The sequence below is a fragment of the Hydrobacter penzbergensis genome (genome assembly GCF_900106985.1).
Classification (GTDB): Bacteria; Bacteroidota; Bacteroidia; order Chitinophagales; family Chitinophagaceae; genus Sediminibacterium; species Sediminibacterium magnilacihabitans.
This window is the reverse complement of sequence record NZ_FNNO01000002.1, coordinates 76,431-91,428: the sequence shown is the minus strand read 5'-3', so window position 1 is coordinate 91,428 and position 14,998 is coordinate 76,431. Positions and strand designations below refer to the sequence as shown.

Below are 14,998 nucleotides of genomic sequence, written 5' to 3'. Positions count from 1 at the left end.
CTTAACCAAGCAACCAGCTTTGAGGCAAATCAGCTGCTTTCATATCTGCGTCATCCTTATCCTGTTAGCCGGCCCCCTTATTACAAAGGCCCAGCGAACGGATTCTTTGCGTTATCCTATCACAGACCGTCGCGGTGACGCGTTTTCTGCCCAGAGCCGGAACCCTTTTGATCTGCGCGATACCTCACTCATCAAACGACGGATCGAATACGATCCCAAAACAAAACAGTATTATATCATTGAAAAAATAGGCAAGGGTTATTATCGAACCCCTACTTATCTCAGTTTTGATGAATACTGGCGTCTAAGCGGACAGCAAGCAGAAGCAGATTATTTCAAACAAAGGGCCGATGCGCTGACCTTGCTGAATAAGAAAGCGCAGCGACCGAAAATGCGCGTATACAATAAATTGTTCGACCGGATATTCGGTATCAATAACCTGATAGGCGGGTCTGACAATAAATTGAAAGTGGATATTCGTCCCAGTGGAGAAGTGAACATCATGGCCGGCTACCAGGGACAAAAAATAGAAAACCCCACGCTGCCGGAAAGGGCGAGAAAGAACGGCGGGTTCGATTTCGATATGAATGCGAACCTGAACGTGAACGCCAATATTGGCGACAAGCTGAAATTTCCCATCAATTACAATACCCTCTCAAACCTCAGCTTCGATAACCTGCTGAAGCTCGATTACAGGGGCATGGATGATGAGCTCATCAAAAGTATTGAAGCAGGTAATATTTCTTTCCAGTCCAAAGGAACCCTGATTCCCAGCGTACAGAATCTGTTCGGTCTCAAAACAAAACTGCAGTTTGGTAAACTTTTTGTTACAGCTGCGGTTGCCAACCAGCGTTCATCGCGTCAATCGGTGATGTTACAGGGTGGTACGGCTACGCAGAGCTTCCAGAAAACGCTGGATAATTATGAAGAGAACAGGCATTTCTTACTCGGACAATATTTCCGCAAGCAATACAATACGGTGATGAAGAACCTGCCGGTGGTGAATTCACAGGTGCAGATACAACGGATGGAAGTATGGGTGACCAACCGTACGGGTGCCACTACCGATGCAAGGGATATCGTTGGGTTGATGGACCTGGGTGAGCAGACGCCGTATAACCCGTCAATTATTTCGCAAAGTGGCAGTCCACTTCCTTTTAATGGCGCCAACAACCTGTACAACTCGCTGGCCAGCAATCCCAGTGCACGCAACCCTGCCATCATCAATGGCTTGTTGCAGGCAAGAGGGTTGCATGCAGTGGACGATTACGAAAAGACTTTTGCACGTAAGCTGAATACAACGGAATATTATTTTAACCCGCAAGTAGGTTTTCTCTCACTGAACCTTCAATTGCAGCCCGATGAAGTGCTGGCAGTGGCTTACCAGTATACTTATAACGGAAGGGTATACCAGGTGGGAGAATTTTCGCAGGATGTGGCGCTGGATTCTTCCAAAGGTGTGCAGAAAGTATTGTTCCTGAAATTGCTGAAAGCCACTTCGCAAAGAACACAATTACCTATCTGGGGATGGATGATGAAGAACGTGTACTCGCTGGATGTGTTCGGCGGTATCCAGCGTGAAGATTTTAAGTTGAATGTACTTTACCAGGAGCCCAGCGGAGGCCTCAAAAGATACCTGCCCGAAACTTCACAGGCGGTAGACGGTCAGCCTTTATTGCGCATACTGAACCTCGACCGGCTCAACAGCCGTAACGACCCGCAGCCGGATGGTGTGTTCGATTATGTGGAAGGATTCACGGTATTGCCGCAGTCGGGCCGCATTGTGTTTCCTGTACTGGAGCCATTTGGCCGCGACCTGGACACACTTGCATTTGCAGGCATGTCTCCTGCCATCAAGAAAAAATATCTGTATTATCAATTGTACGATTCGATCAAAGCCATTGCACAAACCTACGCTAACCTGAATCGCTTTGTGATGCAGGGGCAGGTAAGAGGCAGTGGCGGCGGCGGCTCCGATATCCTGCTCAATGCGTTCAATATTCCGCCGGGGTCGGTGTCGGTAACGGCAGGGGGACAAAAACTGCGGGAAGGAGCGGATTTTACGGTGGACTATAACCTGGGCTCGGTGAAGATCCTCAACCAGGCCATCATCAATTCCAATGTGCCGGTGAATGTATCGTTCGAGAACAATGCTACGTTCGGCATGCAACAGCGGGGATTTTCTGCATTGCGACTGGATTATATCGCCAATAAAAAATTAGCGGTAGGCGCTATGGTGGAGCACCTGGGTGAAAGGCCTTTCTTTACCAAGATGGATTATGGAAATGACCCCATCAGTAATACCATGTATGGGGTAGATTTCAGCTACCAGTCGGAATGGCCGGGACTCACCCGTATGCTGAACAAACTGCCTTTTTATTCTACGAAAGCAAAGTCAGCCATCAGTGCTTACGGTGAGGCGGCGGTACTTAAGCCCGGGCACCCGCAACAGATAGGCAAGGGAAGTCAGGGGTTGATCTATATTGATGACTTTGAAGGAACGCGTACCAACATTGATCTGCGTTTTCCCTTTGTATCCTGGGCATTGGCTTCAACGCCGGCAGGCAATCCCAAATTTCCTGAAGCTACTTTAACCGATTCAATTGATTACAATTTTAACAGGGCCAAACTCGCCTGGTATAATATTGAACCCAACCTGCAGGACAAAAATAGTCCCAATAACCCTTTGCGCAGAAACCTCGATGAACTGAGCGACCCCCGGGTGCGGCAGGTATTCACCAAAGAACTTTTCCCACAGCGAACAACCAATATTACCGATGTACAAACGCCTACGTTTGACCTGGCTTTTTATCCTACTGAAAAAGGGCCGTATAATTTCGAAACACGCTCAACAGAACTAACGGCTGCGGGTAAACTTACCAGACCCTCGAGCCGCTGGGGAGGCCTGATGCGTGCGCTCGACCAGACCGATTTTGAAACGGGTAATATTGAATTTGTAGAAGCCTGGGTGCAGGACCCTTTCATCAAAAATCCCGGCAGTAAAGGAGGTAAACTGTTTTTGAACTTTGGTGATGTGAGCGAAGATATCCTGAAAGACGGCAAACGTTTTTATGAGAACGGGATGAACACACCTAATATTCCTGCGGCGGTAGACAGCAGCAATACCTGGGGAAAAACACCAGTGAATCCCATACAGGTTACGCAGGCTTTCAGCAATAATCCGGATGACAGGCCTTACCAGGATGTGGGTTTCGACGGGTTGGACGATGCAGGAGAGCGAAGAAAGAAATCGTATGTGCTGGACAGGCTTGCCAATAATTTTGGTACGGGTTCTGAAGTGTATAAGAAAACTTATGATGACCCTGCAAGCGATAATTACAAATGGTATCGCGATGCTACGTTCGACCAGGCCGGTACAGGTATTTTGGGCAGGTACAAGAATTATAACAACCCGCAGGGTAATTCACCGGTGGCTACAACAAACGGGCAATTCACTTCTGCCGCCACTTTGTACCCCGATAATGAAGACCTCAACCGCGATAATACGCTGAACGAAAATGAATCGTATTACGAATACGAGATACCGATAGCTCCAGGTATGGATGTAGGCACTTCTCCTTATATCACCGATAAAAGACGGGTAACCGTGAACGCTGCCGATGGTTCCACGCACGTGGAAAACTGGTTCTTATTCCGCATACCCATCAGATCATACACGAGGAAAATAGGGAATATACCCGATTTCAAATCGATCCGTTTCATGCGCATGTACCTGACGGGCTTTGATGATTCTGTGGTGTTGCGTTTTGCAAAGCTCGACCTGGTACGTAATGTGTGGAGGCAGTTCGCTTTCCAGATAGATACTACCGGTTCTTATGTACCAGTGAATAACAATTCGGGCACCAGTTTTAATACACTGGCTGTTAACCTGGAAGAAAACAGCAGCCGCCAGCCGGTGAATTATATTATGCCACCCGATGTACAACGGATGCAGATACTCAGCAATAACGGCGTGAACCTGCAGCAGAACGAACAGGCGATGAGCTTGCGCATCAGCAACCTGGCGAGTGGAGATTCCAGGGGCGTGTTCAAAACGCTGAACATGGATATCAGGCAATACGGCAAGTTGTCTATGTATATACACGCAGAATCTGTAACAGGACAACGCGTGGTGAAAGACGGCGAACTGAATGCCATCATACGTATTGGCCAGGATTTCCTGAACAACTACTACGAGATCAAGATACCATTGAGGATCACACCACCGGGTAATTACCCGGTTGGACAGGAAGAAAAAGTATGGCCCACCGATAACAACCTCGATTTCAGCCTGCGGGAACTGATTGATATGAAAACGCGCAGGAATAGCAAAGGCGCTTCGCCCGCTACTATTTATCGCGAAAGAGTAGGCAATAAAACCTTTTCCATTTTGGGTAATCCCAACCTGGGAGAATTGAGGGGTATGCTGGTAGGGGTTGAGAATCCATATAAAGTAGATGGCCCCATGCTGAGCACCGAAATGTGGGTGAATGAGCTTCGTTTATCGGAGTTGGACGAACATGGCGGATGGGCCGCACTGGGCAGGGTAGATGTGCAGATGGCAGACCTGGGTACTTTGTCGGTATCAGCCAATACGCATACACAAGGTTTTGGTTCTATTGAACAGCGGGTGAACGAAAGAGCGCGGGATAACCTGATGCAATTTGATGTGGCCACCAATATTGATGCAGGTAAACTGGTTCCCAAAGGAGCACGGTTGTCGGTACCGGTATATGCGAGCATCAACCGTACGGTGTACACACCTGAGTATGATCCTTATGATATGGATATCCGTTACAAGGATAAACTCAATGCGGCTAAGACACAAGCGCAACGGGATTCCATACGTAATGCGGCGATTGACCAGACCACCATCAAAACATTGAACTTTACCAACGTGCGGATATTGCCGGGCAAAAAACCGGGCCTGTTGAAGCTGAGCAATTTTGATTTCAGTTATTCTTATACAGAGATGCAACAAAGCAGCCCCATTGTGCAACAGAACACGGTTGTGAGGCACCGTGGAGGGTTGGGTTATACTTATAACAGATCGAGCCGTTTTGTGGAGCCATTTAAAAAACTGGTGCGCAGCCGTTCGCCCTGGCTGTCGCTCCTGCGGGATTTCAACTTCAGCCCCATGCCTTCCTATCTTAGTTTCAGGGCCGATGTGAACCGGCAGTTCGGAGAGTTCATCCCGCGGATTGTGAATACGATCGACAGTAAGGTAGATCGTGTGGACACTACCTACGATAAATATTTTACGTTCGACCGTTATTATAATATGCGTTGGGATCTGACCCATTCGCTCAACTTTGATTTTTCTGCTACTAATAATGGGCGTGTGGATGAGCCTTATGGCCGGATCGATACCAAAGCGAAGAAAGATTCGGTGCGGAATAATTTTTTCAAAGGGGGAAGGAATACGCTTTACCAGCAAAAAGCTATACTCGGGTATAACATTCCGCTAAACAAGATTCCGCTGACAGACTGGATTACTGCTCGTTACAGTTATGGTACTTCGTATAACTGGATTGGGGGAAGCTTGCTGGCGCCCGGTTTGGGAAATACCATTGAGAACTCGCAGGAAAACAATATGAATGCGCAGTTTAATTTTGCCAGCCTGTATGCAAAATCGAGGTGGTTGCGGGCATTGGACAACATACCACCGCCTAAGCCCAAAACTGGAGGGCCGGCCAAACCGAACAACAACCTGTTGGGGTCTACGCTTCCCACCAAAGAAGAAGCTTTGCGTGGTCTTACGGGAAAGCCGCGGGCAGATGCATTGCGTAAATGGAGAGAGCGAAAGCGTGATGAACGGATTGCACAACGTTTATTGAAAGCCAGTCAGCTACCGGAATTGAATGGATTGGAAAGAACTGCGGGCCGGTTACTCACTATGATTAAGGGGGTGACGGTGAATTATGCGGAGAATTATCACAGCCGGGTGCCCGGTTATATGGATAAGACCAAACTGCTGGGGCAGGATTGGAATACGATGGCGCCAGGACTGGATTATGTTTTCGGGCGGCAGCCTGATACTACTTGGCTGAACGAAAAAGCAGCGAAAGGATTGTTGAGCAGGGATAGTACGTTCAATTTCCTGTACCGGCAGAATTTTGAACAGCGGCTCAACATAACAGCGCAGATAGAACCGATACGCGACCTGGTGATCGACCTCAATCTTGAAAAAAGTTTTTCGAAAGACTATTCAGAATTGTTCAAGGATACTTTGGGTAATGGTACGATGAGGCATCTCAATCCCCTGGCTACCGGCGGGTTCAGTGTATCCTACATTGCACTCAATACTTTGTTCCAGAAGGGAAATCCGAATGAAATATCCGATCTGTTCAAAACATTCGAGAACAATCGTATCATCGTGTCGCGCCGTGTGGCTGCCGCGAACCCTTATTGGCAGGCGTTGCCCGGAACACAGAAATTCGGGGCTGATGGGTTTGCAACGGGTTATGGGCGTTATTCGCAGGATGTGCTGGTGCCTGCATTCCTGGCCGCATATACCGGCAAAGACCCTAACAGTATTGCTTTGATCAACCAGTCGAATGGAAAAATCTCTTCTAATCCGTTCAAAGGCATTATGCCTAAGCCGAACTGGCGTGTCACGTATACAGGTTTGAGTAAGATACCTGCCCTGGCTTCGGTGTTCAGTGGCATTACGCTTACACATGCGTATAGTGGCCAGTTGAGCATGAATAGTTTCAATAGTGCATTGTTGTACCGTGATCCTTTCCGTTTCAATGCGCCCGGATTTATTGATACGGTAAGCGGCAACTATATTCCTTTCTTCCTGGTACCCAATATGACTATGCAGGAAAAATTTGAGCCCTTGATTGGAGTGGATGTAACTACGATCAAACAACTCAACCTTAAATTTGAATACCGGAAGAGCAGGCAATTAAGTCTTAGCCTGATTGACTATCAACTGACCGAAAGCCGTGCTACGGAATGGATCTTTGGGTTCAGCTGGCGCAAACGTGGGGTGAACCTGCCTTTCAAGATACCAGGCGCCAACAGCAAGAAACTGGTGAATGATTTGAACCTGAAGCTTGATCTGTCGATGCGTGACGTATCTAACAGCAACAGCAGGCTCGACCAGAGTAATGCTTATGGTACAGGCGGACAAAAAGAAATTACGATCTCTCCTGCCGTTGATTATGTGTTGAACAGCAGGATCAACATCAAATTCTTCTACGACCAAAGAAAAACGATCCCTTATATTTCGACATCGGCGCCCAGTACCCAAACGCGTGCAGGTGTTAGTGTGCGGATCGCTTTACAATAAATTAATTCTTACGAAACGCCCATTTCCACATTTCTTTCCAGGTAACTTTCTTGCCGTACATGAGAATACCTGTGCGATAGATTTTGCCGGCCAGCCAGGTGGTGCAAAGAAAACCTGCTACCAGCAATGCCATACTCACCAGCAACTGGATCAATGTAACGCCATCGGGAATGCCATGAGCGATACGGGCCATCATTACGATGGGTGATGTGAAGGGAAACAGGCTTCCAAATACGGCCAGGCTGCTGTTGGGGTCGTTGACGGCCTTGGTCATGATCACCAACGCAAATATTACCGGCATCATAATGGGCAGCAACAGGCTTTGTGCATCCTGCGGGTCTTCGTTTACCGCACTGCCCACCGCAGCAAAGAGCGATGAATAGAGGAAATATCCTCCCATGAAATAAAAAATAAAACAGCCAATGATCAGCGGGAAATTGATGTCGCTGAGTCCGCTCATGAGGCCGCCCATCGCCCCGCTGGCTTTCATCGCTTGTGCAGCACCCACCGTACCGGGTTGTATCGGCTGTGCTTGCATTTGCGTTGCAAGATCGGGGAAGATCATAGGGAGGATCAGTTGAAGGCCAAACACCAGCACTATCCAGATAACAAATTGAACCAATCCAACAGAACCAATGCCCAGTATTTTACCCATCATCAGTTGAAAAGGCCTTACGCTGCTCACGATCACTTCGGCAATGCGGTTGACTTTTTCTTCCATCACTCCACGCATCACCATGGTGCCATAAAGGAACAGGATGATGTAAATGAGGAAACCTGAAATCATCCCTACAGCATAGCTTATACCTACTTTGGAATCGTTGTTTGTTTTACCGGCAGCATTGGAAAAACGGATATAATCTTTTTCGGCCCTGGCGCTGTCGAGCTGCTGCTTGGAAATATTCATCGACAAAAGCCGCTTCTCTTCCAGTGCACCACTGATGCGTTTCTGGATGGTTTCACGGGTTAGCAGGCCGATGGCTTTGCCGGAGCGCAATTGGAGCGAATCGGAAGGCGAGCTGATTGAAAAGCCTGCAGGCACATACAGGTAGGCATCATAAGTATGATTGTCGAGTTGCTTTTGAACAGACGCGGTATCATCGTTTACAAAATTGAAGATGAGCTCGGTTGTTTTTTTGTCATCGATACTGCCATTGAAAAGATGGGCTTTATCGATCACCGCTACTTTGAAATGATCGGTTGATTTGACCGAAAAATAGATAATGCCTGCATAGAGGCTGAAAATGAGCAGGGGGAGACCGATGGTCGAAAGCAGGAAAGTTTTTTTCTGCACCCGTGTAAGAAATTCACGTTGGGCAACAAGTAAAGTCTTATTCATGGAGATGGTGGTTGATAGTTGTCAGAATATCATTGAGTAATTGCGCTATTGAGCCATTGAGTCATTAAATTGTCTTGTCTTTGCTTTACTACCTTCTACGAGGTGAATGAAAATATCATTGAGCGAAGGCAGTATCTCTTGGAAAGCTTCGATGGTACATTGCTGCTGCAGAAAGAATTGCAGCACGTCGTTGCTTTTATGGCCTTCGTTGATCTTTACAGTGAAGGCATTCGCCTGCTGATCAATTACATTGAAAGCCGGGCTACTGGTATGTGCAGGCAACTCTTGTAATTTGATGCTGAATTTATTTTCTTTGAATTGTTGTTTCACATCGCCAACTGTTCCATCCAGTATTTTTTTGCCCAGGTTCATTAATACAATATGGTCGCAGATCTCTTCCACCTGCTCCATGCGATGGGTGCTGAAAATAACCGTGCTGCCACGCTGGGCAAGGCCATAGATCTCGTCTTTGATGAGGTTGGCGTTGAGCGGGTCGAGGCCGCTGAAAGGCTCATCCAGTATAATCAGTTGCGGTTCGTGGAGTACGGTAGTAACAAATTGCAGTTTCTGGCTCATGCCCTTACTCAGGTCTTCTACTTTCTTGGTCCACCAGCTTTCCATTTCCAGCCTTTTGAACCAGAATTTGATTTGCTTTAATGCATCTTGCCGGCTAAGTCCCTTCAACTGCGCCAGGTACATGACCTGGTCGCCAATTTTCATTTTTTTATACAGTCCTCTTTCTTCCGGCATATACCCGATCTTGAGTACGTCTTCGATGGGGTTGAAAGTTCTGCCGTCGAATTGTATATGACCGCTGTCGGGATAGAAAATACCCGTGATCATGCGCAGCAGCGTGGTTTTGCCGGCGCCATTGGGACCGAGTAGCCCGAATATGCTGCCTTTTTCGATGGAGAAACTGATATCGTCCACCGCTTTCTGGGTGGCGTAATATTTCCTGAGGTTGGTTAGTTCCAGTATATTCTGCATGGTAGAAAGATGATTGAATTCAAATTTAATCATTCAGCGTACTGATTGGTGAAATATTTACACCAGCGGAAACATTCCTGAAAAATGGGTGAAAAAACGGTTGCGGGGTCTCCGCCGTTGTTTATTTTTACCGATCAACCAAAAACTCTATACCATGAATAAAGCTAAAGGCAAACATGTACCGGCCTCCGAAGCGAGGCAAGGTATTGATGCATACCGCAAACAGTTTGCGGGAACACCATATTACCGGGAATCGATTAGTTATACCATTGCAGAACTCAGGGCTTTTCTGGATATTGCGGAAAAGGAATTGATAGGCATGAATATCACCGATCCTGATGACCGGTGTATCAGTTTCCTGCCCTATATTAGTCAGAAGGATAACAAGCTGAGTGTATTGATGACCCCCAGCGTGTACATAGCGGATGCTACATCAGGTAATGGAAAGCACAAACATCAATTCAACAAACACATTGAGGAAAGCTATGGCAGGGAAGGAGCTAAAACTGATGCAACACCTGTTCCGGATCCTACAAATCCGTACGGTGGTGTGACAACGCCAACGCCCCCTTATAATGTTGGACAAACCCAGCCATAATAAAATGGATAGCTTATAATATTTTACGAGTAAGCTACAGCGAATAGGGTTGCTTAATATCCGGACATGGTAATAGTATGCGAATAGAATTGAATCATATTGTGGAATTGATTTGCCTCTTAGCGGCACTGTGGAATTACAAGTTTCTGAAAGGGACTATCTATTTTTATTTTATTTACTATCTGGCATTTATCCTTTACGCAGAATTAGGAGCCGGTTATTTTAAGTATGTTATATCACCTACTTTGAAGCCGGAAGAACGGGACAATACACATATTTATGTATGGGTAGTTATTGTGATGCTAGGGTTCTTGAGCTATTTTCTTTATACTGAAATTAAAAACGCTTTTTTCAGGAAATTGATCGTTGTCTTCACCTCTCTCCTGGCCTTCTATTTTTTGTCCCTATTTTTCTTTTTCAAGCATTATATTGAACCTTTTTTTTATGGATATACAGTAGCGGGCCTATACCTTACTCTTTTATGTTGTGTCTATTTTTATGAGTTATTCTTGTATTCTGAAGAAGGAGATTCGATATTGACACTACCCCCTTTTTGGATCGCATCGGGAATATTCATTTTCTTCACTGGAACAAGTCTTTCCTTTGTGATGCATAGTATATTAAAAAATCCGTCTATGCGGATAATGGGTTTACCTCTTTATAGTTTTATCAGCCAGGTGTTGAGTGTACTTTTGTATGGGAGCCCTGTGGTCGCATTTGTATTAATCAGGAAAAAGCAGACAAAATTATTGAGTTCGGAGATGCACAAAACAGCCATTAAATGAGTATGCATTATAACAGCTTTCATACTATGCAGAAAGAAGCAAGCGGGGTTGTCCAGTGCCACTAGCTGAGAAATCCAATTATATGCATATATCTTTAAGCGTCATATCTGAATTCATTAGCCTGGTAGCAGCTTTTTTTAGTTATAAAAAGCTAAAGGGCACCTGGTATGTGTACGCTATTCCTTTTTTATTTTTTGTGTTATATGCAGAAATTGGAGCTACGTATTATTGGACTACATTTAACCGGACTGACTGTCCCAATGGTAATGTCCATATCTATCTATGGGTAAGCATTATGGAAACCATTTTCTACGGCCGTTTTTTTTGGAAAGTCTTTAAAAACTCGGCGCTAAAAAAAATAACCGAAAGTGTGGCGGTCGTTATTATCGCTAACTACCTGTTCTTGTTCTTTTTTTTATACGTGTATATAGAACCCTATTTTTATTTGATGGCATTGCACGGCCTTTGTTTTATAATTCTTTCCTGTATTTATTTTTACGAGTTATTCATCAATGCGGGAGAAGAGAATGTGCTTTCTTTACCTGATTTCTGGATGGCTGTGGGCATATTTGCCTACTTTTCCGGGACCGGCTCGTCATTCGTATTGCATAAAACCCTACAGCATGCGAACATTAAGTTCATGGGTCTGTATCTTTATAATATCATCCCCCAGGTTTTGAGTATAATTTTACACGGCTGTTTCATAACAGCTTTCATATTATGCAGGAAGAAAAAAACAATCTGATCATAGCGGTACTCACCGGCAGCTTTTTTGTATTGCTGTTTGGTTTCATGATGCTGTTGGTGGTGCTTAATTTTTTGAGGAGTAAAAAGAAAATGTTGCTGGAGAAAAAAGTCAGGGAGGCACAGGTACAACAAGAGTTGTTGCAGGCACAGCTGGAAATGCAGGAACAGACGTTCAAAACAGTGAGCCAGGAAATACACGATAATGTAGGGCAGATACTGAGCCTTGCCAAAGTAAACCTGAGCATCCTGGCCATGGAAGTGGGCGGCAATGAAAAACTGAATGATATCTCTGAACTGGTGGGTAAAGCCATCCGTGAACTGAGGGCGTTGAGTGCCGGGTATTATGCCGACAGGTTATTGGAAGAAGGTCTGATCATAGCCATCAGGCATGAATTGGAGCAGTTGGAAAAAACAGGATTGTTCACTACCACTTTCAGTACGCAGGTAGAGCCATTGGCGGTAGATAAAAACAAAACCATTTTCCTGTTCCGTATGATACAGGAGGCGTTGAACAATATGGTGAAACATTCGGGCGCCACCCATGTAAGTATCAATATTTTTAAACAGGAAGAGGATATCCAGATCATGATCAAAGACAATGGCAAAGGTTTTGATCGTAAAAAAGAAGGGTTCAAACCCGGTATCGGATTGCTCAGTATTGAACAACGGGCAAAAATAATAGGCGCCCAGGCTACCGTTCATAGCGAAGAGGACAGAGGTACCATCGTTAACCTTTTATTTAAAGCACATAATTATGATTAAGATTGCATTGGTAGATGATCATGTGGTACTACGCAAAAGCCTGGCCGTACTGATCAATATGTTACAGGATTTCAAGGTAACCATAGAGGCAGGCAATGGCGAGGAGTTCATTGAACAGCTTAAAGAAAAAGGACTACCGGATATTGCACTGCTGGATATTACCATGCCGGTAATGGATGGCGTTGAAACGGCCCGCTGGATCAAACAGCATCACCCCCAGGTTAAAGTAGTGGCGTTGAGCATGATCAAGAATGACCTGGTGGTCATCCGTATGCTGAAAAACGGCGCAAGGGGTTACATTCTCAAAGACTGTGAACCGGAAGAGCTTCGCGATGCACTGCACCATGTATATGAAAAGGGGTATTATTATAACGAGCTGCTTACACCCCGTATGAAAGCCAATGACAAATATATCAGCGAAGAAGGCTTGCGTTCTATGATGAATGAAAAAGAACTGGCTTTTCTCCGCTGGACCTGCACCGATAAGACCTATAAAGAAATTGCCGATGAAATGGGCGTGAGCGTACGTACGGTAGACGGCTACCGGGATGCTCTTTTCCAGAAACTCAATGTAACTACCCGGGTAGGTCTGGCTATCTACGCCATCAGGAACGGCATTGTAGTGCTGTAAAAGAGGGTGATTTTCCCCTAAAAAATGGGTGTTTTTCACGTATGCTGGGCCATTCCGCTCACCTAAGTTTGCTTCATGAAAGGGAGTTGAGGGTAACTTAAAAAGTACCTGATCATAAGAGATAGCGGTCATATCCGGGGGGAAGATGGCTTGCTATCTCTGACTCTCTGACTTTTCCATCTTGTTGGTCAGAATAACAATCACTGTAATTTTTCTCAGACGTTGATTTATATTGGGGCAGGAGAGGTTTCCACCTCTCCTTTATTTTTAAGCTTGTAGTTTTAAAATCAGCTGTTCGGCCACCCGCTCTCCATCCATCGCTGCACTAACAATTCCTCCGGCATAGCCGGCGCCTTCACCACAGGGATACAGTTTTTTGATCTGGGGATGTTCCAGGCTTTGGTTGTGCCGGGGGATGCGTACGGGAGAAGAGGTCCTGCTTTCTGTTGCTACCACCACCGCATCGTTCGTGTAATATCCACGCATTCTATTGCCAAATGCTTTCAATGCGGCCTGAAGACTTTGATATACGAAGCCAGGCAGCACGGCGCCAAGATTTGCAGGCGTGATACCGGGCAGGTAACTACAGTCAGGCAGGTCGGTAGACGCGTTGCCCATACAAAAATCAACCACCCGTTGAGCGGGTGCTACCAATGCACCACCCCCGGCCTGGTATGCGGCTTGTTCAACGGCTTGTTGAAAATACATCAACAGTAGCGGTGAGGATAATAATTGGGGCCTCGTGCGCGCAAAATGTTTTTGAGCATCTTCCAATGTTATTTGTACTACCATGCCGCTGTTAGCATGCACATTGTTGCGCTTACTGGGGCTCCAGCCGTTCACTACCAGTTCGCCGGGATGGGTGGCAGCAGGAGCAATGATGCCACCGGGGCACATGCAAAAGCTGAAAACCCCTCTGTCGTTAACTTGTTCTACTACGCCGTAAGATGCAGGTGGCAGGAATGGGTCGCGAATGGGGTTGTGGTATTGTATGGAATCGATCAACGACTGAGGATGCTCAATCCGAACACCAAGTGCAAAAGGTTTGGCCTCTATGAGGATATTTTTCCTGTGCAGCAGTTCGAATACATCGCGGGCAGAATGGCCGGTTGCCAATACAACAGCATCGGCTTTCAATATCTCTCCATCGGCTGTTATAACGCCTTTGATTTCCTGCTGGCTGATGACCAGGTCGGTCAGTTTTTTTTCAAAAAGAAAAACACCGCCGGCATCGATAACCTGTTGCCGCATCGCCGTGATGATATGCGGTAATTTATTGGTACCGATATGCGGATGCGCTTCATATAAAATATTTTCTTCGGCGCCGAACTGGTGAAAAAGCTGCAAGACGCGATTGATGTTGCCACGCTTACTACTGCGGGTATACAATTTACCGTCGCTATAAGTGCCTGCTCCACCTTCGCCAAAACAATAATTGCTTTCCGGGTTCACGATACCCGCCTTGTTCAGTGCAGCGAGGTCGCGGCGGCGGTCCCGCACATTTTTACCTCTTTCCAGGATCACCGGTTTGATGCCGGCTTCCAGCAGGCGCAATGCTGCAAATAAACCGGCTGGACCTGCACCCACAATGATTACACTGTAGGGTGACCGGCTCACATCCCTGAATGATACGCGAATATTTTCCCGCAGGTGAAAGGGTTCGTCAATAAAAGCCAGTACCGTGAGGTTGATCCATACCTGTCTGCCACGGGCATCGATGGATTGTTTGAGGATATGATAACCTGTAATGGCCGCATCGGTTTTGCCGGCCGAGCGTGCAATATAATTGCGCACGATTGCAGCATCGGCCGCTTCAGCGGGACTGAGTTTGAGCGTAATCTGTGATTGCATA

7 protein-coding genes are annotated in these 14,998 nt (G+C 46.2%); 4 read left to right on the top strand and 3 right to left on the bottom strand.

From position 1 onward, the window contains the following. Window positions 1-19: 19 nt before the first annotated feature. Complete coding sequence (gene sov / locus BLU98_RS03575) at window positions 20-7,297, top strand: T9SS outer membrane translocon Sov/SprA (protein WP_257574683.1); 7,278 nt, start codon at window positions 20-22, stop codon at window positions 7,295-7,297. A 1-nt stretch (window position 7,298) separates the two neighbouring features. On the opposite strand, the gene BLU98_RS03570 is transcribed toward sov, so the two are convergent. Both BLU98_RS03570 and BLU98_RS03565 read right to left on the bottom strand, forming a co-directional pair. Beyond that, the gene (locus BLU98_RS03570; protein ID WP_092722096.1) at window positions 7,299-8,636 is read right to left on the bottom strand and encodes an ABC transporter permease; all 1,338 of its coding nucleotides are present in this window, start codon (window positions 8,634-8,636) and stop codon (window positions 7,299-7,301) included. A gap of 45 nt (window positions 8,637-8,681) precedes the next feature. Next, complete coding sequence (locus tag BLU98_RS03565; RefSeq protein WP_257574682.1) at window positions 8,682-9,656, bottom strand: ABC transporter ATP-binding protein; 975 nt, start codon at window positions 9,654-9,656, stop codon at window positions 8,682-8,684. A 121-nt stretch (window positions 9,657-9,777) separates the two neighbouring features. Between BLU98_RS03565 and BLU98_RS03560 the strand changes: the two genes are divergently transcribed. From BLU98_RS03560 to BLU98_RS03540, 3 genes are all read left to right on the top strand, one after another. Further along, entirely contained in the window at window positions 9,778-10,221 is a 444-nt protein-coding gene (locus BLU98_RS03560; protein ID WP_092722094.1) for a hypothetical protein, read from the top strand. 1,505 nt (window positions 10,222-11,726) lie between these two features. Beyond that, on the top strand, window positions 11,727-12,515 hold the full coding sequence (locus BLU98_RS03545; RefSeq protein WP_092722088.1) for a sensor histidine kinase: 789 nt from the start codon (window positions 11,727-11,729) through the stop codon (window positions 12,513-12,515). Continuing rightward, window positions 12,508-13,146, top strand: a complete 639-nt coding sequence (locus tag BLU98_RS03540; protein WP_092722086.1) for a response regulator transcription factor — start codon at window positions 12,508-12,510, stop codon at window positions 13,144-13,146. Before BLU98_RS03545 ends, BLU98_RS03540 begins: the two co-directional genes overlap by 8 nt. 267 nt (window positions 13,147-13,413) lie before the next feature. Here the strand turns inward: BLU98_RS03540 and BLU98_RS03535 are convergent, their stop codons facing one another. Beyond that, entirely contained in the window at window positions 13,414-14,997 is a 1,584-nt protein-coding gene (locus tag BLU98_RS03535) for an NAD(P)/FAD-dependent oxidoreductase (protein WP_092722084.1), read from the bottom strand. Window position 14,998: the final 1 nt, after the last annotated feature.

What these genes read in the sequence shown, in the direction of transcription:
- BLU98_RS03570 (WP_092722096.1), bottom strand. Translation starts at nt 8,636, where the DNA reads ATGAATAAGACTTTACTTGTTGCCCAACGTGAATTTCTTACACGGGTG.
- BLU98_RS03565 (WP_257574682.1), bottom strand. Translation starts at nt 9,656, where the DNA reads ATGATTAAATTTGAATTCAATCATCTTTCTACCATGCAGAATATACTG.
- BLU98_RS03560 (WP_092722094.1), top strand. Translation starts at nt 9,778, where the DNA reads ATGAATAAAGCTAAAGGCAAACATGTACCGGCCTCCGAAGCGAGGCAA.
- BLU98_RS03545 (WP_092722088.1), top strand. Translation starts at nt 11,727, where the DNA reads ATGCAGGAAGAAAAAAACAATCTGATCATAGCGGTACTCACCGGCAGC.
- BLU98_RS03540 (WP_092722086.1), top strand. Translation starts at nt 12,508, where the DNA reads ATGATTAAGATTGCATTGGTAGATGATCATGTGGTACTACGCAAAAGC.
- BLU98_RS03535 (WP_092722084.1), bottom strand. Translation starts at nt 14,997, where the DNA reads ATGCAATCACAGATTACGCTCAAACTCAGTCCCGCTGAAGCGGCCGAT.